The 22,355-nt window shown below is 44.6% G+C and carries 17 protein-coding genes and 1 pseudogene; 8 read left to right on the top strand and 10 right to left on the bottom strand.

Annotation, left to right across the window (positions count from 1 at the left end):
• The first annotated feature begins 20 nt into the window (after positions 1-20).
• The 6 genes and pseudogenes from NJD71_RS03095 to NJD71_RS03070 all read left to right on the top strand — a co-directional run bounded on the left by NJD71_RS03095 (position 21) and on the right by NJD71_RS03070 (position 9,493).
• Positions 21-827 (top strand): SDR family NAD(P)-dependent oxidoreductase, encoded by an 807-nt coding sequence (locus NJD71_RS03095; protein ID WP_319050490.1) that lies wholly within the window; start codon positions 21-23, stop codon positions 825-827.
• A 111-nt stretch (positions 828-938) separates the two neighbouring features.
• Positions 939-1,520: a L,D-transpeptidase family protein gene (locus tag NJD71_RS03090; RefSeq protein WP_319050489.1), complete on the top strand. Its 582-nt coding sequence runs from the start codon at positions 939-941 to the stop codon at positions 1,518-1,520.
• Positions 1,521-1,735: 215 nt separating this feature from the next.
• Positions 1,736-4,333, top strand: a complete 2,598-nt coding sequence (gene clpB / locus NJD71_RS03085; RefSeq protein ID WP_319050488.1) for an ATP-dependent chaperone ClpB — start codon at positions 1,736-1,738, stop codon at positions 4,331-4,333.
• A 203-nt stretch (positions 4,334-4,536) separates the two neighbouring features.
• Positions 4,537-5,802: a PQQ-dependent sugar dehydrogenase gene (locus NJD71_RS03080; protein WP_319050487.1), complete on the top strand. Its 1,266-nt coding sequence runs from the start codon at positions 4,537-4,539 to the stop codon at positions 5,800-5,802.
• Between the two features lie 166 nt (positions 5,803-5,968).
• The gene (locus NJD71_RS03075; RefSeq protein WP_319050486.1) at positions 5,969-7,612 is read left to right on the top strand and encodes a BCCT family transporter; all 1,644 of its coding nucleotides are present in this window, start codon (positions 5,969-5,971) and stop codon (positions 7,610-7,612) included.
• A 228-nt stretch (positions 7,613-7,840) separates the two neighbouring features.
• A pseudogene (locus NJD71_RS03070) lies at positions 7,841-9,493 on the top strand (BCCT family transporter).
• 128 nt (positions 9,494-9,621) lie between these two features.
• Here the strand turns inward: NJD71_RS03070 and NJD71_RS03065 are convergent.
• From NJD71_RS03065 to NJD71_RS03035, 7 genes are all read right to left on the bottom strand, one after another.
• Positions 9,622-9,966, bottom strand: coding sequence for a hypothetical protein (locus NJD71_RS03065; RefSeq protein ID WP_319050485.1), 345 nt, complete (start codon positions 9,964-9,966; stop codon positions 9,622-9,624).
• A 211-nt stretch (positions 9,967-10,177) separates the two neighbouring features.
• Positions 10,178-10,537, bottom strand: coding sequence for a DUF3144 domain-containing protein (locus NJD71_RS03060; protein ID WP_319050484.1), 360 nt, complete (start codon positions 10,535-10,537; stop codon positions 10,178-10,180).
• A gap of 75 nt (positions 10,538-10,612) precedes the next feature.
• Positions 10,613-11,779: a methionine adenosyltransferase gene (gene metK, locus NJD71_RS03055; RefSeq protein ID WP_319050483.1), complete on the bottom strand. Its 1,167-nt coding sequence runs from the start codon at positions 11,777-11,779 to the stop codon at positions 10,613-10,615.
• Positions 11,780-11,941: 162 nt separating this feature from the next.
• A complete protein-coding gene (locus NJD71_RS03050) occupies positions 11,942-12,538 on the bottom strand; it encodes a DJ-1/PfpI family protein (RefSeq protein ID WP_319050482.1) in 597 nt (198 codons plus the stop codon).
• Between the two features lie 154 nt (positions 12,539-12,692).
• Positions 12,693-13,388: an endonuclease III gene (gene nth, locus NJD71_RS03045; RefSeq protein WP_319050481.1), complete on the bottom strand. Its 696-nt coding sequence runs from the start codon at positions 13,386-13,388 to the stop codon at positions 12,693-12,695.
• 91 nt (positions 13,389-13,479) lie between these two features.
• Positions 13,480-14,367 (bottom strand): RnfABCDGE type electron transport complex subunit B, encoded by an 888-nt coding sequence (locus tag NJD71_RS03040; protein ID WP_319050480.1) that lies wholly within the window; start codon positions 14,365-14,367, stop codon positions 13,480-13,482.
• Positions 14,368-14,775: 408 nt separating this feature from the next.
• Complete coding sequence (locus NJD71_RS03035; protein ID WP_319050479.1) at positions 14,776-15,666, bottom strand: LysR family transcriptional regulator; 891 nt, start codon at positions 15,664-15,666, stop codon at positions 14,776-14,778.
• A 93-nt stretch (positions 15,667-15,759) separates the two neighbouring features.
• Here NJD71_RS03035 and NJD71_RS03030 point away from each other — a divergent pair, with 93 nt between their 5' ends.
• Positions 15,760-16,689: a DMT family transporter gene (locus tag NJD71_RS03030; protein ID WP_319050478.1), complete on the top strand. Its 930-nt coding sequence runs from the start codon at positions 15,760-15,762 to the stop codon at positions 16,687-16,689.
• Between the two features lie 52 nt (positions 16,690-16,741).
• Here the strand turns inward: NJD71_RS03030 and nudC are convergent, their stop codons facing one another.
• The 3 genes from nudC to dnaQ form a co-directional block, all read right to left on the bottom strand.
• Positions 16,742-17,662 (bottom strand): NAD(+) diphosphatase, encoded by a 921-nt coding sequence (gene nudC / locus NJD71_RS03025; RefSeq protein ID WP_319050477.1) that lies wholly within the window; start codon positions 17,660-17,662, stop codon positions 16,742-16,744.
• A 136-nt stretch (positions 17,663-17,798) separates the two neighbouring features.
• Positions 17,799-19,481, bottom strand: coding sequence for a hypothetical protein (locus tag NJD71_RS03020; RefSeq protein WP_319050476.1), 1,683 nt, complete (start codon positions 19,479-19,481; stop codon positions 17,799-17,801).
• A gap of 259 nt (positions 19,482-19,740) precedes the next feature.
• The gene (dnaQ, locus tag NJD71_RS03015; protein ID WP_319050475.1) at positions 19,741-21,351 is read right to left on the bottom strand and encodes a DNA polymerase III subunit epsilon; all 1,611 of its coding nucleotides are present in this window, start codon (positions 21,349-21,351) and stop codon (positions 19,741-19,743) included.
• Between the two features lie 405 nt (positions 21,352-21,756).
• On the opposite strand from dnaQ, the gene NJD71_RS03010 reads away from it, so the two are divergent.
• Positions 21,757-22,302 carry a hypothetical protein gene (locus NJD71_RS03010; RefSeq protein ID WP_319050474.1) on the top strand — a complete coding sequence of 182 codons (546 nt, stop codon included), beginning with the start codon at positions 21,757-21,759 and terminating at the stop codon, positions 22,300-22,302.
• The last annotated feature ends 53 nt before the right edge of the window (positions 22,303-22,355 follow it).

Here is a 22,355-nt window from a genome sequence, read left to right as displayed (position 1 = left end):
CAAAATTTAAAGGAATAATCATGCAAGTTAAACAAAAAAGCTTTTTGGTCACCGGCGGTGCATCAGGTTTGGGAGAGTCAGTGGCTCGGGCGATTGTAGATCAAGGTGGTAACGTTGTCATCGCTGATCTAAATGAGTCAGCAGGGCAAGCATTGGTCACTGAGCTAGGTGATAGCGCACGTTTTGTGCGTTGTGATATCACCAACGGTGATGAAGTGCAATTAGCGGTTGAGATGGCAGAGTCAGCTTTCGGCGGCTTACAAGGCTCAATCAACTGTGCGGGCATCGTAGTCGTACAAAAGCTGCTAGATCGTGACAACAATCCGGCAGACCTTGAAGCATTTAGCCGCGGGGTCAACATTAATTTGGTCGGTTCATTCAATGTTGCCCGTTTGGTCGCAGCGAGTATCGCCAAGCGTTTGGCCAGTGACAGCGCTACAGATGCCAATGCAGAAAAGAACCATGTAGGAAAAAATGCGGATCAAGGTATTATTATCAATACGGCATCTATCGCCGCCTTTGATGGTCAAGTGGGCCAAGCCAGTTACTCATCGTCCAAGGCAGGCGTGGTTGGATTAACTTTACCACTTGCTCGCGAGCTGGCTCGTCACGGTATACGCGTGATGACTATCGCACCGGGTGTCTTCGCTACGCCGATGATGGAATCTATTCCAGAAAAAGCCCGCGAACAGTTGGAGGCGGGCGTACCTTATCCTAAACGTTTGGGCGCTCCCAATGAGTTTGCCAAATTGGTGACCCATATTATTGATAATGCCTATCTAAATGGTGAAGTCATTCGCTTAGATGGTGCCATTCGTATGGTCTAGCTCTTGTTGCTTTCATTATTTTCACACAAAATTGATCTACATAATATGGCATGATTCTTTGATACAGTATTATTAATTACTCTTGAGAGTTGATGATAAGGATCAAGTTTCATGTCATTTCTTTGCAAAAAATCTTACCAATTAAGCGAATCATATCCGCGCTCGTTGCTAATACTTATCAGTATTAGCCTCATTTCCTTTGCGAGCACTAGCGCTATAGCCTATAGTGACAGCACCTCAACACCCAATGATCCGATTCCAACCTCGACAGTTATTGATAAAGTTTTTGTCGATAAATCAGATCGTGTCTTACAGCTTATAGAGCGGGGCAATGTCATACGGTCATACCGTATCGCGCTTGGCGACAGCCCAGTTGGTCATAAACAGCAGGAAGGCGATCAGCGTACGCCGACAGGTATTTATACCTTAGATTACAAAAACGAGAATTCTATCGCGTATCGTTCCATTCATATTAGCTATCCAAATGCGGTGGACAAAGCACACGCAAAGTCGCTAGGCGTTAGCCCAGGCGGCGATATCATGATTCATGGACAAATGAATGGCTTTGGACATTTGAGCTGGTTGAACCAAAGCCGCGATTGGACCGATGGCTGTATCGCGGTTACCAATGACGAGATGGACACCATTATGGCAGCCGTTAAGGTTGGTACGATGATTGAAATCGTTGAATAAACGGTTTAAGTTTATGATAATTATAAGATGTAAGTATAAGTTGGTGCTTTACAAAGGATGTTTTTTCCTATTTTAAATATCATTGTTTTTAGTAAGGTTTTATGACGTAACTGTCTTGAAATAATTGTATATATACCTTATATAAATGACAGATAACAGAGGGCGCTAGCGTCTAAAACGACCTCTGATAATACGAATTATAAAAGGATATACACATGAGATTTGAGAAATTCACTCAAAAACTGCAATCGGCGATTCAAGAAGCACAAAGCCTAGCGTTAGGTCGTGATCATACGGGTATCGATCCTGTGCATTTGCTTGGCGTACTACTTCAAGATGAGTCTAATTTATCCATCTGTCAGCAAGCAGGTGCTTCTATTCCAGCGCTAAAAAACGGTGTTGCTAAAGCATTAGACAATCAGGCGACTATTTCGGAACCAACAGGTGACGTCAATCTAAACCCAAACTCGGTTAAAATCTTGAACTTGGCAGATCGTCAGGCACAAAAAGAAGGCGATGATTTCATTGCTACTGAATGGGTGATGTTGGCACTCGCTGAGCAAGGCGAAACCAAAAAGATATTTGAAAGTGCGGGCGTAACGGCTAGCAAACTAAAAGCGGTCATTGAGCAGTTGCGCGGCGATGATACGGTCAATAACCAAAACGCAGAAGATCAGCGCGATGCACTCAATAAATATACGATCAATCTGACTGAACAAGCAGAGCTGGGTAAACTTGATCCAGTGATTGGCCGCGATGAAGAGATTCGCCGTACCATTCAGGTACTGTCGCGCCGTACCAAAAACAATCCTGTACTTATCGGTGAGCCAGGCGTTGGTAAAACGGCTATCGTAGAAGGATTGGCACAAAAAATCATTAATGGCGATGTGCCAGAGGGTCTGCGCCGTAAAGAAGTGCTGTCGTTAGATCTAGGTGCGCTCATTGCAGGGGCAAAATTCCGCGGCGAATTCGAAGAGCGCCTCAAAAGCGTATTGAGTGACTTGGCGAAGCAAGAAGGCAACGTCATCTTATTTATCGATGAGCTGCATACCATGGTCGGTGCAGGCAAGTCTGACGGTGCGATGGATGCAGGTAATATGCTAAAACCTGCACTAGCACGCGGTGAGCTGCATTGTGTTGGAGCCACGACGCTGGACGAGTACCGCAAGTACATCGAAAAAGATGCTGCCCTTGAGCGTCGTTTTCAAAAGGTTTTGGTCGATGAGCCAACGGTCGAAGATACCATCGCGATATTGCGTGGTCTAAAAGAGCGTTATGAGCTGCATCATGGCGTCGATATTCAAGACAGTGCCATTATCGCGGCGGCACGTATGAGTCATCGCTATATTACGGATCGCAAGCTACCGGATAAAGCGATTGATTTAATTGATGAAGCAGCCAGCCGCTTGCGTATGGAGATGGATAGCAAACCTGAGTCACTAGGTAAGCTTGATAGCCGCCTCATTCAGTTAAAAATGCAGCGCGAAGTACTCAAAAACGAGGAAGATGCTGGCGCGCAAGCCGAGCGTAAAGTGCTCGATGCACAAATAGCTGAATTGGAAAAAGAATACGCGGATCTTAATGAAGTGTGGCAAGCAGAAAAAGCACTGGTCAAAGGCAGTCAACAGCTCAAAGACGAGCTGGATAAAGCCCGTATTGCCTATGATAAAGCTAGCCGCGAAGGCGACTACGAGATCATGAGTAAGCTGCAATACGAGACCATTCCGCAGCTTGAGCGCCGGATCCATGAGTCTGACTTGGCGGAGCAAAAAGAGCAGACAGGTGAAGGTAGCGGTGTCAAATTACTACGGAATAAGGTAACAGACAACGAAATTGCAGAAGTAGTGGCAGCGGCAACTGGTATTCCAGTCAGCAAAATGATGCAAGGCGAGCGTGACAAGATGATAGCCATGGAAGAAAAGCTCCATGAGCGAGTCATCGGTCAAAACGAAGCGGTCGAAGCGGTGGCTAATGCGGTACGTCGTAGCCGTGCAGGCTTGTCTGACCCCAATCGTCCTTCTGGTTCGTTTTTGTTTTTGGGACCTACGGGCGTTGGTAAGACTGAGCTAACCAAGTCACTGGCAAACTTCCTATTTGACTCTGAGGATGCGATCGTCCGTATCGATATGAGTGAATATATGGAAAAACACAGCGTCAGTCGTCTCGTTGGCGCACCTCCAGGTTATGTCGGTTATGAAGAAGGGGGCACATTGACGGAAGCGGTACGCCGTAAGCCGTATAGCGTCATACTCTTCGATGAAGTCGAAAAAGCCCATCCTGATGTGTTTAATATCTTACTGCAAGTGCTGGATGATGGTCGCTTGACTGACTCACAAGGACGGGTGATAGACTTCAAAAACACCGTGATTATTATGACCAGTAACTTAGGGTCACACAAGATTCAAGAGATGGTAGGTGAGAGCTACGATGATATCAAGGCAGAAGTGATGGATTCGGTTGGGCAGCATTTCCGTCCAGAGTTCGTCAACCGTATCGATGAGATCGTCGTCTTCCATCCGCTTGGTATGTCGCAGATGGCAGGTATTGCCGACATTCAATTAGACCGTTTGCGCCAGCGTATCCAAGAGCGTGAGATGGATATTGAGCTGTCAGCAGATGCCATGAATAAGCTCGTGGCAGTCGGTTACGATCCTGTTTATGGCGCGCGCCCACTCAAACGTGCCATTCAACAAGAGATCGAAAACCCTTTATCATTGAAGCTACTGGCGGGCGATTTCGTCGCGGGCGATATTATCAAAGTTGATGTTGGTGCCGATGACAAATTAACTTTTGATAAGCTAAGAATGAGCTAACCACTTTATCGTTAATGTCTGTTTGACCTTACTATATACACTAAATCAACCCCTTATCTACAATCGTAGGTAAGGGGTTTTTCGTTTAGATAATCATGTTGCGCTACGATTCTTTTACGTTTTAAATCTCTCTTAACTATCAGGACTGTGCTATAAATAAATGACTCACAATATAAGTGCAAACTGAATAAAGAGGAAAAACAATGACAACTCATATCGAGCGTATTAATAAACCTTTAGCATTACCACTGGTAATCGCAGCTTTACTGTTCAGCACTGCAGCTTGCTCTAACTCTTCCACAGTAAACACCAGCAACAAAGTGACAGAGTATAAAGAAGTGCAAGTGCCCAAAGCGGATATGCAGGTAAGCGATGCTCAGGTCAGTCTAGAAAAACCTGAGTTTACAACAAAGTCAGTGGCCACCTTTGATGAGCCTTGGGCCATGACCGCACTACCCAGTACCACCAACAAATCGCCACAACTACTGGTCACCCAAAAAACAGGTGAGTTGTTCATTGTGGATACCGCAACGGGCAGCAAAACAAAAGTCGACGGCGTGCCTGAAGTTGCTTATGGTGGGCAAGGTGGTTTAGGAGACATTATACTAGCACCAGATTTTGCGACTTCTAATGCGGTGTATTTGAGCTATGCAGAAGCGGGGATGGGAAGCGAGAGCAATACATTTGGCGCAAAAGTTATCAAGGCGACGCTCGCAGGACTAGGTACTAACGCACCCATGCTGCAATCCATCACGCCCATTTGGGAGCAGTTTCCAAAAGTGACAGGACAAGGGCATTATAGTCATCGATTGCTATTTTCACCAGATGGACGCTATCTATATATCAGCTCAGGCGAACGCCAAGACAAAGAACCAGCACAAGATATGAGTATGAATTTGGGTAAAATCATTAGGCTTTATGCTGATGGTTCTGTACCAAAGGACAATCCATTTGTCAGTGACAGCAATGATATTGCCTCTCAGTTCTGGACAATGGGCAATCGCAATGTGCTCGGCATCAGATTCGATGAAAATGGCAGGCTTTGGGCTAACGAGATGGGACCAAAGGGTGGTGATGAATTTAATCTGATTGAAAAAGGGAAGAATTACGGCTGGCCTATTGTCTCAAATGGTCGCAATTATTCAGGGACACCAATCCCAGACCATGATACTCGTCCTGAGTTCGAGATGCCTAAAATCACATGGACGCCTGTTATCTCACCATCTTCACTAAGTCTATATACCGCTGGTAACCATAATGACTTCCCAGCATTGCAAGGTAATTTCTTAATCAGTGGTTTGTCCTCAAAAGCGCTCATCGTAGTGAGTGTCGATGAAGATAATAGTGCTACTGAGCGTTATCGTTATGATATGGGCGAGCGTATTCGTAGTGTGATGGCAGTCGATGGGCAAGTGTGGGCGCTGGAGGATGGTGATGGCGGGCAATTACTCAGATTAATGCCGAAATAGTCACTGAACCAGATGACTTATTATCATAATTTTATGTAGTTATTCTAAAATAAGCATAAAATCATTTAGGATAAACGAGAGGCTTTATCAAGTTTTATTTTGTAATTGATTGATAGTTAAAGCCTATTTTGTTAAGGTAATATTCCTTGAATTTTGAGACTTGCACATGGAAGAAGTAAAAGTAGGTAGATTAGGGCCTTTTCCACGGGTGAGCAAACCTGTGTTTATTACATCGTCACTGTTGATTGTTGGATTTATTATTTTCGGTGCGCTTTTCACCGAAACAGCAGGGGCTGTCTTTAGTTTTTTACAGAACTTTATTACTGATAAGTTCGGTTGGCTATTTATTATATTGGTCAACGTCGCGCTTATACTTTGTATTTACTTGGCGATGAGTCGTTATGGTGACATTAGGCTTGGTAACCAAACGGAGCGACCACAGTACAATCTGTTTTCTTGGATTGGTATGTTGTTCTCCGCAGGTATTGGTATTGGACTAGTATATTGGGGTACAGCGGAGCCGCTATATCACTTTATGGCACCGCCACTGGGTGAGGCTGAGACAGTAGAAGCAGCCAAGCAAGCGATGAATATCTCGTTCATGCATTGGGGGCTACATGCTTGGGCGATCTATACAATCGTAGCGCTATCGTTGGCATATTTCCATTTCCGCCGCGGTCTACCGTTATCGATTCGCTCTACTTTATATCCTTTACTGGGCAAAAGAATTTATGGTCGATGGGGTCATACTGTTGATATCTTGGCCGTGTTCGGTACGATGTTTGGGGTGGTTACCTCACTCGGACTTGGCGTCATGCAGATCAACTCTGGACTAGAAAAGCTATTTGGTACGCCAAATAGTCTGACAGTACAGTTTGGTCTGATCGCTTTCATCACAGCGCTAGCAGCGGCTTCCGTTATGATGGGACTGGACAAAGGTATCAAGCGCCTTAGTGACATCAACATCGGTTTTACAGTTGTATTGCTCGCGTTTATGGTCATTTTAGGACCAACGCTCTTTATCTTCGATAGCTTCATCGAAAACATCGGTAACTATCTGACTGCGATTGTACCACTAGGTACATGGGGCGAGTCTTATAGCGAAACTGATTGGCAGAGCGGCTGGACAGTATTCTACTGGGCATGGTGGGTTAGCTGGGCACCATTTGTTGGTATCTTTATCGCCCGTATTTCTCGTGGTCGTACCATTCGTGAGTTTACGCTTGGGGTATTGTTAATCCCAATGCTTATCTTGTTCTTCTGGTTTACGACTTTTGGCGGCGTTGCTATTCACATGGAACTTGCTTCTGCTGTGACAGGTATTAGCCCAGGGTTGGTTGAAGCGGTACAAGCAGACAGTGGTAGTGCCATCTTTAAGTTGGTTGAGTACTATCCGTTGGCAAAACCTATCACGCTATTGATTGTGGTTATGATCATGCTATGGTTTGTGACATCATCGGATTCGGCCAGTTTTGTTATCGATATGCTGACGGCTGGTGGTGATACCAATCCACCAAAAATCCAGCGCTTGTTTTGGGCAACGACAGAAGGCATTATTGCTGCTATATTGTTAGCAGCTGGTGGACTTTCTGCCCTACAGGCGGCGGCTATTGTCGCAGGCTTACCGTTTGCTCTAGTGATATTTGTCATTATGTATGCGCTATTGCGCGGACTTAGCCGAGATCGTTTGATTTTGTACCGTGCGCAGCAGCGATTTATCACAGATGAGTCAGCAGATCATAACTCTGCTAACGAGTTCGTCGATGAGCATTTACTAAAAGGTCCACCTAAGATCGTAAAAGGTGACTAAGCACTAAAGTTGTTATTCAGTTTGTTAAAAGAAGCCCCAATTTATTCAGTTGGGGCTTCTTTATTGGGCTCTATAAATGAGGACTATTTAGAATAAATGAACGTTAGTCAAAACAGCTGTCAAAGTGTCGATACCATACCTATACATTAGCGACTGTTTTTTGAGTGTTATATTTGATAATTGGCTTATACCTTGGTATGGTTACGCACTTTTTTTTGGGGAATACCTATGGATCATGTAAAAGTTGGCCGAGTAGGCCCTTTTCCGCGGGTAAGCAAACCTGTATTTTTGACGTCAGCAATATTGATACTTGCTTTTATTATCTTTGGCGCGTTATTCAACGAGCAAGCAGAGATAGTATTTAATCAAGCAAAAGCATTTGTCTCTTTGCGCTTTGGCTGGTTCTTTATTGTCGTGGTCAATTTAACATTGGCCATGAGTATTTATATGATATTTAGCCGCTACGGCGATATCAGGCTTGGTCATCAAAATGAGAGACCTGCATACAATCTTGTTTCTTGGGTTGGTATGTTGTTTTCGGCAGGTATTGGTATTGGTCTGCTCTATTAGGGTACCGCTGAGCCACTGTATCACTTTATGGCACCGCCATTAGGAGAACCAGAAACCGTTGCTGCAGCAAAACAAGCGATGAACATCTCGTTCCTTCATTACTGTTTTCATGTATGGGGGCTTTATGGCATGGTCGCGCTATCACTGGCATATTTCCATTACCGGGTAGGCTTACCACTGGCGATACGCTCAACCTTGTATCCAATGTTGGGTAAAAAGATCTACGGTGGTTGGGGTCATACGGTAGATACATTAGCGGTATTCGGTACGATGTTTGGGGTAGTCACGACGTTAGGTCTTGGCGTCTTACAGATCAATTCAGGTCTTGAGACGTTATTTGGTATTCCTAATAGTATTACGGTGCAGATTATCTTGATAGGTATTATCACGATGCTAGCAGGGTTGTCTCTGTTTGTAGGACTTGATAAAGGTATCAAACGCCTAAGTGATATCAATATATTATTCACTATCATATTACTGAGTTTTGTGATTATTTTTGGGCCAACTCAATTTATTTTTAATAGTCTAATAGAGAATATTGGTAATTATTTGCATCAAATTGTGCCGTTAGGTCTTTGGACAGAGTCTTATAAGGGCGAAGAAAACTGGCAGTCCTCTTGGACGATATTTTATTGGGCATGGTGGATCAGCTGGTCACCATTCGTTGGGGTATTTATTGCCCGTATCTCTCGAGGACGCACCATTCGTGAGTTCATGTTAGGAGTGTTGTTCATCCCTGTCACGATTTTATTTTTATGGTTTACCGCATTTGGTGGTTCTGCAGTAAATATGGAACTTATGGCAGCAGCAGATCCCAGTATTGCTAGTCCAGGACTTATCGAGGCGGTACAAGCAGATACAGGTAGTGCTATCTTTAAGTTGATGGAGTCTTACCCAGTCACTAACGCGGTCAATTTGCTTATCGTAATAATGATTGTATTATGGTTTGTTACATCATCAGATTCAGCCAGTTTCGTTATCGATATGTTGACCTCAGGTGGCGATACCAACCCGCCAAAAATCCAGCGTTTATTTTGGGCAGGCTCTGAGGGCGTTATCGCTGCAGTATTATTAGCAGCAGGGGGTTTGAGTGCACTACAAGCTGCCTCTATTGTCTCAGGTTTCCCATTCGCTATTGTAATCGTCGTGATGATGTATTCTTTATTACGTGGCCTGAGCCGAGATCGTTTGATACTGTATCGCAATCAGCAGTGGTTCACTACCGAAGAGTCAGCAGAGCACAACTCTGCCAATGAGTTCCGTGACGAAGAGTTGTTAAAAGGACCACCAGCCATTGAAAAAGAAGTTTAATTCTTAGATCGAATGTTTTAATGTTAATGGTGCCATTAGTCTTCGCCGCCATAAAATACCCAGCTTATGACAGTTGGGTATTTTTATGTGTGCTTGAGTAGATGTTGCTACTAATAATGCCCTAATGGTTAATGACACTCGCCTTCTGTATAACCGATGGCTTCAGGTAGGTTGCATGCCGAACAAGCATTGCCCGCAGTACGGTAGTTTATCACTGAACCGGTTTGAGTTTTCACGCAGACAGGCTCATATTGCATGGTGCACATGGTGTTGTTAGAGGGAGAAGCTGGGCACTGGGTAAGCGTATTTTCAATATTATTCGTGCCTGACTGAATAGGGGTAACGCTATCAGGAGTATAGCTACAACCTGTTAGTATTAGTACCGATGTAAGAGCGAGGGACAAAATAAGCCATGATGACTTAAACGGGTTAACGAATGCTGATAGTGGTAATTGAGGTAGGTTATGTTGCATGAGGCTAATTCCTTGTTTATGTCGTCCAATAGCGTCCTGTTATCGCCTATGAGCTATATAGTGAGACTGCTAAATCATATAATAGCCAATCTATAGTTATCTACTCAATAATCTTTCACAAAAAACCCAAGCCTAATGAGCTTGGGTTTTTATTTGATAAAGATGGTTACTGCCATGCTTAGATATAAGTTCCTAAGAGGATAAGACCTACTTATTCAGTTGGCTTATCATCTTGGTTTAACTGCACATACTTATCGAAGTTTTGCGCATAATCTGTCAAGTTGTCGCTTAGCATCTGGCGATACTGTTTGACATAAAACTCAACAATATCGTCTTTTTCTTTGGCAAAATCATCGCCTTTGACAAAGCCAATAGAAGCAACTGATGCGCTATAGCGAGCAGCTGCATACAATAGAGAAGCGCCTACTTGTCCTGAATGAGCATCAGGGCCTAATTGACTGTTTGCGATGCCGATAATGGCGTCAGCACGCTGATAAAACGCCTGCATTTCAGGAGTGATTTCGACATTGCTGTCTTGAGTGTTACCATCTTGAATATTGTCTTGAGACATAAGCTGCTCCTAGTAATAAGTGTCGGTAATTTTTAGTATATAAAATGGGTTATAAAGACTCTAAAGCAGTGACGCTTATAATCCAGCGTCAGCTTTTAAGATGTCAGCTTTGTCTGTTTTTTCCCACGTAAAGGCAGTCTCTGAGCCTTGACGACCAAAATGTCCAAAGGTAGACGTTTGCTGATACATAGGTTGTAGTAAGTTCAACATACGAGTGATGCCATATGGGCGCAAGTCAAAATGGGTACGAATCAGGCGGATGATCTCATCGTTGCTGATTTTATTCGTACCAAAAGTATTGACTGAGATAGAGGTTGGCTCAGCCACACCAATGGCGTAACTGACTTGTATCTCACAGCGATCAGCAAGACCAGCGGCGACGATGTTTTTCGCCACATAACGTACCGCATAAGCGGCGCTGCGATCTACTTTTGAAGGATCTTTACCACTGAATGCACCGCCACCATGACGTGCCATACCGCCGTATGTATCAACAATGATTTTACGACCCGTTAGACCCGCATCACCCACAGGACCACCAATCACAAATTTGCCTGTTGGGTTGATATGATAGCGTGTACCAGCATGTAACAGATCGGCTGGTAGTACTTGCTTGATAATAGACTCCATCACCGCTTCTTGTAGATCTGATTGCGAGATACTTGGGTCATGCTGTGTCGATAGAACGACTGCATCGATAGCGACAGGACGATTGCCATCGTATTTTAGAGTGACCTGTGCTTTGGCATCGGGGCGCAACCAAGGCAGATCGCCTGCACGGCGCAGCTCAGACTGACGCTCCATCAGACGGTGAGCGTATTCGATAGGGGCGGGCATCAATACGTCAGTTTCATTACTGGCATAACCGAACATTAAGCCCTGATCGCCTGCACCTTGCTCTTCAGGATCGCTACGATCGACACCTTGAGCGATCTCAGGAGACTGCTTGCCCAGCATGTTGATGACGGCACAAGTCTCGCCATCAAACCCTAAATCTGAATGATGATAGCCAATACCATTAACCGTATCACGAACCAGACGCTCTAAATCGATGTTTGCTGTTGTGGTGATTTCGCCAGCAAGGATGACCGCGCCTGTTTTTACTAAAGTTTCGCAAGCTACGCGGGCATGTAGGTCTTCACGTAAGATAGCATCGAGGATAGCGTCTGATATTTGGTCAGCCATTTTATCAGGATGACCTTCGCTCACAGATTCTGAGGTAAATAAGTTGTATTCACGCATAATGGGGTCGCTTAATTGCAGGGACTGTAGTCGACAAACTCAGTCATTATTAAATGTATAGAAAAATGAAAGACGAAAACGAATCAAAAAATTAGCATATTTTACCGTGTATCGAGGTAAAACTCTAGCAATGTATGGTGTTGTGAGGTAACTGGTGATGGATTAAGGGCGGTAAAAGTCATCAATGTCGCTATTTTCTTGCCAACGAAATTCAGTATGTTGCGCCACTTGGTAGGCTTTCTCGACGCCATGTCTATCAGCGATAAAACCAAGTGCCATATCTATGCCTGCGCTAACCCCTGATGAGGTATAAAACTTACCATCAATGACCCAGCGTGCTTGCTTGATCCAATTCACTTGATCCGACTGACAAGTCACCCATTGCCATGCCATTTTATTAGAGGTTGCTCGCTTGCCATTTAACACACCGCTTTTTGCCAATAAGGCGCTACCAGTACAGACGCTCAGTACCCAATCAGCCTCATCAGTGAGAGTTGTTAGCGTTTGCAAAAAGGATGAATCGTAGACTAGCTGGCGTGTACCAAACCCGCCTGGTACCAAAACAATATCCGTCTGACAGGCTAATTCGCTGACAGCGACTGTTTGCATAGGTACGTCATGCTTACTGCGGATGATGCCACCAGCCATTGAGGTAAATTGGATACGATAATGCTCAGGCAAGCTCCCAAACATCTCAACGGGTCCGAATAAATCCAAGGTCTCAAAATCATCGAACACTAGCGCGGTAATCGTATACATATGGCACCCTTATTTGAAAGTATCTTTTATAAAGATAAGCCATCGTATTATGGCAGCTTGTCACACCATATCATGACATGTCATCACACCATCAATACTTTATCGGCCCATAAAAGTAAAACACAGTGATCAAACGGCAAACAATCAATAGTCATTATAGTTCTAAAAATTTAGCTTTGTCTTTGAACATGCACTCCTCATAGACAGGGCAAGCACCGCATTTGGGTGTGCGTGCTTGACAGGTATAGCGCCCATGCAAAATAAGATAATGATGGGCGTCAACTATGAAGTCATCGGGTATACGTTCAACCAGTTTATTTTCGACGATTAGCACGTTTTTACCAGTAGCAAGACCAGTACGATTACCCACCCGAAAAATATGCGTATCAACCGCCATAGTAGGTTGACCAAAAGCGGTGTTCAACACCACATTGGCGGTTTTACGTCCAACGCCGGCTAGTGATTCTAAATCTTTGCGATTATCAGGGACGGTGCTATTGAATTTCTCAATCAAATCGCGGCAGGTTTTGATGACGTTTTTAGCCTTGGCATTATATAAACCAATATTTTTGATATAAGATTTGAGACCCTCTTCACCTAGCGCGAGTATCGCCTCAGGTGTATTTGCCACAGGATATAGTTGCTGAGTGGCAATATTAACGCTCACATCGGTGGCCTGTGCGGATAAAATGACCGCAATCAGCAGCTCAAAGTTACTTTTATAATGCAGTTCCGTGACGGGCTCATCGATGGCCGCTTCTAACTTTTCGAAGAATGGACGCACATCGCGGTTGGGCATTCGCCGTGAAGGTGGGGTATCAGCTGTCTTATGTTTGACCGTTTTACTCATGGTGTTATGGCTATTATCTAATGAAGTGAGTATGCAAAATTATATGATAGTGAGACCAGTTATATTGCTTATTAAGGTATCAATCACGTAATCATAGGGCTACTTGCAGTGAGTCGAGTTCTGCTTGTAGCGCCTCAAGCTCTACTTGCTTTTTGTCATTAGCACGGACGCTAAGCTGTTTCTCTAACTTTTTGATTTTGGTACGTAGTTTGGCAGCTGCAATGGTATTTTTTGCTTGCGCTTCGCTAATGTTTAGAGACTGGCTCGCTGCATTATTCAGTTTGGCTTCGACCATACTCACCACAGGTCTGCTATTGCTGGTATCAGCCAGTTGCTTTGTCACACGCTTGAGATGCGTGTGGTAGCGCTGTCTTAAATCTTCTTGTTCGGCGAGCCTTTCAGGTTCAGAGATTTTGCGATCAATAGTGACCAAATCGATGCAGTCGACAGGGCAGGGTGCGATACACAGCTCGCAGCCCGTGCATAAATCGGTAAAAATCGTATGCATGTGTTTGCCAGTACCGACAATAGCGTCGACCGGGCACGCTGGGATACACTTGGTGCAGCCAATACAGTCGTCCTCACGGATGACCGCACGAACCTCTGTTGGACGACCAGATGTCATATCTATCGGCCACTGTGAGGGCGCAGCGCTCAGGGTATGGCTCTGAGTGTCTATCCCAATCGTCTGAGCAATCGCGTCAGTCACTGGCTGACCACCAGGCACGCATTTGTTGTACGCCTCTCCCTCCAATACGATAGCAGCTGCATACGGCAGGCATCCGTCTGGATGCTCACAAAGTCCGCATTGTGTTTGCGGTAGACAAGCATCCACGCGTGCAATTCTTGTCTGTATATCAGCGGGCAGGGTATCGATATGTAGTGATTTAAACAAAATCGGTAAGTCTGTCAAACGTGTCTGCTCGGCATTTTTAGTGACACGTGATGCTGCTTGTGGATAGTCGTCGGTCTGAGACATGGTATTACTGGCCTTAATGTCAGTCATTGTCAGTAGTGTCATTGATAGGGATCAATAGTTAGATAAGTAACGACTTGCCGGATGTGCTATAGACATATCACAGGTCTAACTAGCAGTATCATACGTTTAATAGCTAACCAGTCTATCTATACGGTTTATCTACACAATCTATAATAATCGCTCTTGTCTTGCGCCGCAAAAGATTAACATATTTGCAGTCGTAAAACATCATGATCAAATACCAAGATAGCAACATTAAAAAGACAGCATTACCAAAAAAACAGCACTGCCTTAAAGCCACAGCATCCTCAAAAAGTATAAGCCCAAACCTAACGATGACAATTTAATGCCATCGGCTCAAACCCAATAATGCTAATAGGTATTACAAAACGAGTGTTTGCGTAGCACTTATTTGCCAAAACGTTTGAGGATAAAATCAATTAATAAATGCATACGATGAGGCATGTTATCACGGTCACGATAGAGCATCTGGCAGCCTCTTGGCTGATTATTCCATTCAGGCAGTACCCATTGCAAACTGCCTGAGTTGATCAAAGGATTTGCATCATAATCAGGAATAAAGCCTAGACCGATACCATCAGCAATAGCTCCAGTTAATAGGCTGATATTATCAACCCTTAGACGTACATCGTTCATGGGCTGGTAGGTGTATACTTCTCCAGTCATACGATGTTGTAGATGCCAAGTCGACATAGGAGTGCACAGTACCGTAGGATACTTCGCCAAATCGCTAGGCACTCGAATATCAGACACATCGATATTGCTAGCAGCACAGATCATAAAACGAATATGGGTCAACTGTCGTCCAATCCAGTGATCGGCACTATGCTCACCAATACGAAAAGCAATATCAATTGCCTGCGCATCAATATCAATGGTTTGATTGGACAAACGTAAATCTAAGTTGATATCTGGATATTGCTTCAAAAAGGCGTTGAAATGCGGCGCTAAAATATCACTACCAAAATTGACAGGGGCACTGATTCTGATAGTACCTTTGGCTTGGTCTTTATCTTGTAGCAAGCAAGATGCGACATTTTCTAGCTCGTCAAAGAGATGAGCACTGCTTTTATAATATTGTTGCCCTGCATGGGTTAGCTGGACACGATGTGCATCACGATTGAGTAATCTCAGTCCCAGATCGGTTTCTAATTTGGCAATGCGGCGGCTCAAGGTGGATAGTGGCATATCAAGCATCACTGAGGCTTGGCGAAAGCTGCCATAGCGTACAACCGTACAAAAGCTGCGCATATCGTCAAGGGAGTAGTTAAATTTCATATTCGGAATCTATGCTCTCGTTATTGCTTGTTTATACCGTATTTAAAATATATACACTGGTGCTTATCTTTTCGCAAGTTTTTTGGAAGTCATATGAGCCGTTCAGCGAATACCACCGCCGTATTGTGTTTGCTACTGTGCACGTTCTTTTGGGGTGCAAGTTTTCCCGTTGGCAAACACGCTTTGAATGAGGTCAATGCCTTGACTTTGGTCGTATGGCGTTTTGGTATTGCCTCGGTATGTCTGTACCTCTATGCAAAATACAAGCACATGCCACTGCCAACGCTCACACCAAAACAATGGGCATGGGCGATTGGCGTCTCTATCATCGGTGTTGGCGGCTTAAACTTGGGGCTATTCACAGGCTTGGCGCAGACTAATGCCAATAATGGCGCCTTGATCATGGCGCTGAGTCCGTTGGTTACTTCTTTGATTGGTTCTGTGGCGCAGCGCCAGTTCCCTACGAGAGGCGCACTGTTTAGTTTGGTGGTCTGTCTCTCTGGGGTACTACTGGTACTGACCGATGGCGCATTTGCCAAACTATTAGGGTTTGAGTTCAATCATGGTGATCAAATTATCTTTTTGGGCATGCTGTGCTGGAGTCTATATACCTATCTGACCCAAGGTATCAGTCGCTGGATGCCAATGATTCCTTATACTTTGGTTGGTATGTTATCAGGGCTTGGAGTGATCTCACTTATGGTGCTGTTTAGCGCAGATGTGCACCCTATACAAGAGAGCCTAGCGATCAGTCGCAGTGTCTTTGGTGACCTGATGTTCATTGGTATCTTTGGTACGGTTGGTGGCTATCTACTATGGATTTCTGGTGTTAAGCAAGTAGGCGCTACCAATGCCTCTCTATTTTTCAATTTTGTACCTGTATTTGCCGCGCTCACCGCGTTTGCTTATGGTCAGCAAGTGACTGCTTTGCAGTTGTTAGGCATGGCGATTGTGATTGCAGGATTGTTAATACCTAGACTGGTAGAATGGCAGTATCAGCGTGTGGGCTTGCGCAATGCGTGATCCACTACAGAACTCTCAATATAATGCAGCATCACGCTGATATCAGCGCATTCTAATGTGATAGTAAGACGCCTTGCTCGGTAGCAATTTGATCGATCAAATCTCGAGCGATGCTACCTTTTGGCGGGATTTTGGGTAGATTAGATAGATCAAAAAAGTCAGCATGCGATAACTCTTCTTCTTGAATGATGATATCACCATCGGCATAAGACGCGCGAAACCCTAGCATTAAGTTGGAGGGAAACGGCCATGGTTGACTGCTCACATAGCGGATGTTTGAAACGCTAATATGCACCTCTTCTGCCACTTCGCGGACGACTGCATGCTCTAGACTCTCTCCAACTTCTACGAATCCTGCGATCAAACCATACATGGGTGGCAGTTTTTGCTGTCCATGGCGATGGTGATGAGCCAATAATATTTGTAGCTCGCCGGTCACTGGGTTTGGGCGAGTAATGGCAGTAATGACGCACGGCTGTACACGAGGATACTGGCGCAGCCTACATACAGGACAAACCATAGCACGTTCGCCTTGGTTGGCATGCACCGTAGGGCTAGCGCAGCGACTACAAAATTGTGTATCTGCTTGCCAGCCCAATAATTGTATGGCTTGGCTAATCTGATCTGACAAAGCAACTGGCAAATGAGTCATCAGCTGGCGATAAGGAACAAATACACTATCACTGCTTTCAGCGATGATAGGCAGCGTTACGCCGTGCGCGACTGCATAATCATAAGTCATGGCAGTGGTTGCTTGCGCAGTAAAGGTTTGAGCGTCTTCGTTATCAGCAGTACTGTTGGACAGCCAATGATGCGGCGACAGGCTTTCGTGTAGCGTGACATGACCAACATGATAACCAGGCTCATCTGAGTTATTGCGACTTGAGGGCAGTTCAATTTGCCACGGCCACCAGCCATCTGGCATTTGACGACATAGAACAGTGTCGCCACTCAGTACGAAAGCATGTGCCATAAAGTTTTCCAAACAGTTTGAGATAAACCTGCATCGGCTTAGATACAGACTTATTTAAAGTAAATGATCTTATCGATGATAGTTAAGATAAATGTCATGGCGGTAACGTTATAACCATGACATTCAGACCACTTTATCACGCAGCAAGTAAGTGGCTCAGGCTTTGCTGACCAATATCAAGGGCTTGCTTGCTAACAGGACGGTTATTCTCAAAGCCATCTAAATGATGATCGACGGCCATAATGACATCAGCGATGCAGGCCAATGTGCTGTCTTCAATGCGTCGTTCGCTTTCTATACGTTGCTCGATATAGTTAGCCAATTGACTCAGCATACTAGCAGGAGTAGGCAGCTGTAAGAAGCGTACTGCACCTGCGACTTGACGCATCATGCCAGGGACATTTTGGATATTTAACATATCGCGCTCAGGCTCTGCCAAGTAGTCATTGATGGCTTGTTCGACACTCGCGATAGCAGTACGACTCTCTTGTATCAACGTATCGTTGGCTGTATTGAGCTGATGCAATGAGATGTGAGGGTTGTTTAGCGGTAAATAAATCGCCCCTGGTGTATGCATCTCTGCCATGGCAATGGCTGCGTTCTCTGCATGCATCAATGCCAATAATAAATGGTCAAAATCATCTGGTGACGGCGCTTGCCAATGACTGACAGCGTCTGCTGCGGTGCTAAGGCTATTGGCAGCATTTGACAGTCCAAGCAGACGTAGCGCTGAGCTAAGCTCAGTCAAAGCTTCGATTATCTGTGCGGTATGCATATCGATTGGATTGATCGAGTCACCACGTGCATAGCTGTCCACATTTTCTTTGATCGAACCAATCTGCGTTTGAATAATAGTATTTAAGGTATCGGTAAGCGCGCGATTGGGACCAAACAAGAAACGCTTCATTTCATCAAGCTGAGTACCTTCTAAATGGTTACTTGCATACTGCTCACGCAAGTGCTGTGCCGCTGCGCTATCACGCTGGCAGGCAAAGCTAACCAAATCAGCAAAGCGTGTGTCCATCACTGGTAAATAGCTGTGAAATTGCTGCTCTAAATAAATTAACGTATGTTTTTGGCTCAAACTTAATGGCATAACCGCTGCAAGATCAGTAACAGCAGTCGTCGCTGCTTGCCAAAATAAACTATTGGTCTGTGACGCTATCAATGCACAGGCAGCGCTCATCGCATCGAGTCTTTGCTGCTCGTTGGCATCGATATCGCCATCTTGATTCAGTAGCGCTACTCCAAGACCACTGCGATACGCATCAGTGAGTAGTTCTGTATCCAGATTAAGTGAGCTGAGCGGTTCGAAATTTTGTTCCGGATTGGCGATAATGACGCTACTGCTGCCAAAGGCAGCAAAGTCTTCGACCACCATAGGCGGTTTCTGCCCGTGAGCATTAAGCTTGTTGACCACGGGTAATAATAAAGTCGGCTCTACCGATTCAGTTAGTAGAACAAACTCGATATAGCGATCCAACGTCATGATGGCTTCTGATAGATCCATGATTAAATCGACATCATTATTATCGCCACTATCATAAAGACGCTGTAGACCATCAACGATGGCATCGTTCAACAGCTCTGCACCGACCAAAGAGATCAGTTTAAAAATACGGGACAGCTGTTTTAGGACACCAATAGAGTCTAATAATAAAGGGGCTTGACTGTTATCGTCGTTGAACTCACTTAAGTGAATCTCAGTATCCTTAAGTGTGGCGACAACCTCATCATGCAACAAATGAAGGGAGGGTAGATTAAAATCAGTAACACTAAGCGTAGGGGCGGTTAATTTCATTTGCGCAGACTGGTCCATAAGTATTTTTCCATAATGTACTGATGAGAATAACAATGGTATAAATTTGAATTATAAAATAGTTGTTAGTGATGTTTTAACGTTTTATTTAATAATAATCAAGACTATATTGTACAATTGTCGATGTGGAGTCAGTCGACGGCAACAGAATATTAGACAATTTTGTTTACAGTATGCATCGTGCTTCGGCACTTGACTGCCTATATTTGTTTGCGCTGAGTTAACGACCATCAGCTGCCAAACGTCAACTAGACATCAGCTAGAGATTGGCGTTGAGTGCAGGGTAGTCTTCTGCCAAAGCGCTATACCAGCTTTGATTGGCGGTCTCGTCTGTAGATGATGCTAGCAATAAATTTGCCAAATCAGCGAAATTCGCATGAGCGGTCTGTCCACCATCTGCTTGAGTATCCTCTTCAATGGCGAGGGTGACCTGTCCACCTGTCATTGCCAAATACACTTCGGCTAGAATCTCCGAATCCAGTAAGGCGCCGTGAAAGGTACGGTCTTGCTTGCCAACGTTTAGGCGACGCACTAGGGCATCTAGGGTGTTTTTTTGCCCTGGGTATTGCTGCTTTGCCATGACCAAAGAATCAGTGACTTGTACCCGATTGGCAAAGTCATTCAAACCAACTTTCGCAAACTCCATATTTAAGAAGTTCATATCAAACGTGGCGTTATGAGCGATAATCTCAGCGCCATCCATGAAATCATATAAGGCCTGTGCCACTTGATCAAAAGTAGGCTTATCAGTCAAGAATGCCTCAGAGATACCATGAATACGAATGACTTCTTCATCCATGCCGCGCTGCGGGTTGATGTAGACGTGTAGTTTCTCACCAGTGAATTTACGTCCAACCATCTCTACAATACCCACCTCAATGACTCGGTCACCTTTTAGGGCATCAAGTCCTGTGGTCTCCGTATCCATAATGAGCTGGCGATCTGCCTCATGACGATGTATTGGTTCTGGTAGCAGCGGTTTGAAATGAGGGTTGGCACGGCTCGTATCCCCATCAAACTTAGGAGCATCAGGATCTATACTCATTGTGTCGCTATTTATGGTGGTATCAGTCATAGATGTTTTGACCTCTGGCATATCATTGATAATCGTCGGGGTATTGGTGTTGATATTGCTGTAATGATGCGTAGCCTGTGCGCGATCATCTTTATTTGTGGTAGTAGCTTGATGGGAGTCATGAACCGGCGACTCATCCTCTGATATGTCTTCTTCATACTCATCGTCTGCCATATCTAAACCCAATGGGTCGAACTTCAGCCAATCATCATTAGATGAGTTCTGGGTCTTATCAGACGTCACGTGGTCTTTTTTTTTAGTGCTGTCCGATTCAGTTATTGCTGTATGACCGCTATTTGATGTGACTCCTAAATTTGCCAGCTCATCTGCTTTTTCGTTACCTGCATGTCCAGCATGACCTTTGACCCAGTGCCAGCTCACATCGCGCATCTGGCACAGTTTATCTAGTTGCTGCCATAGGTCTTTGTTCGCGACGGGCTTTTTGCTGGCTGTTTTCCAGCCTTTTTTCTTCCAACCTTCAATCCATTCGGTGATGCCTTTTTGGACATAACTGGAGTCTGTCCAAATCTCAAGCCTCTGTTCATGTGGACTATGCGTCAGGGCCTGTATCGCACCCATTAGCTCCATGCGGTTGTTGGTGGTTTCGGTATCGCCGCCATATAGGTCTTGTGTATTGCCATCACTGAATATAAGATGCGCGCCCCAACCGCCAGCGCCAGGATTACCTTTGCAGGCGCCATCAGTATAGGCGACGGTGGTATTTGCTTTGGCGGCTAGTGGATTGGTTGCATTGTCTGTGATGGATGGCATAGGGTTACTACCGTTGTCTGACATAAAAGAATATTGACCTGATAAAGGATGGGCATAGCATTGTGCTAAAGCATCTTGTTCATGCTATATGTACCAAGTGCTGACGTTGTGAGTATAGCAAATCTATAATAAATAGGGGCAATCACCACGCACAAAATCGCAAAACCCTTCTGTCTACTCACAACATAATAGTAACCTGATTGTTTTCTGTTAAAATAACGTTAGCGTACTGCCAGCAACATCACACACAAGCGCCGTAGCAAAAAGTAGCGAAACTAAGTTGTAGATAACTAGTTATAGATGACCAGTTATAGGTAATTGGTTCTAGATGGCTCCTTAATATTGCTTTGACAACGTCGCTTTGATGATTATGCAATAATGATTCGCTCAAAGACAGCTTCTAACACATAACTGCAGGGTAACCCTATTATGTCCTTACGCTCAAACATTTCTTATAAAAGACTGACGTATCTGATGCTCAGTGTGACTGCCAGTAGCGCGCTCTTTTTGAGTGCTTGTAATGATAGCAGTACTCAAGCAGATAGTGAGGTTGCGACAGACCTGTCTGTCTTTGAGGGTTGCTATACCGTGAGCCAAGACGAACCCGCCCAGATAAAGGTTAGCCAACAAGAAGGCGCTTGGGTGATGCAGATGAAAGAGCCGGCCACAGCCAAACGTGTTTGGGATAATCCTGAGATATTAGAGGTGGTTGACAATAGTGATATACCGCAGTTCTTCTCTATTGACCCTGACAACGTTGATGCAGTTATTGGTCGTCCTGATCGAGTGCTGGTACTGGCCCATGTCAAGCCCTCCTATGCAAATATTGACCCGCTGTTGGACAGTGAGTACTTGTCTTATATTTACCGAGGTGCCAACACTATCTACCGAGTAGAGTGTGATGATATCAATACGGATATTTTAGGTAATCCCCATGCTGATATTATTATCGATAATGTCAATGAGAGTATCTAAAACGATGTCCATCAGCATTATTGATAAAAGACAGTATTTTTAGATCGTATCTT

Origin of the sequence: Psychrobacter sp. PP-21 (genome assembly GCF_033790785.1) — a bacterium.
GTDB lineage: Bacteria > Pseudomonadota > Gammaproteobacteria > Pseudomonadales > Moraxellaceae > Psychrobacter.
This window is presented reverse-complemented; position numbering and strand designations above follow the sequence as displayed.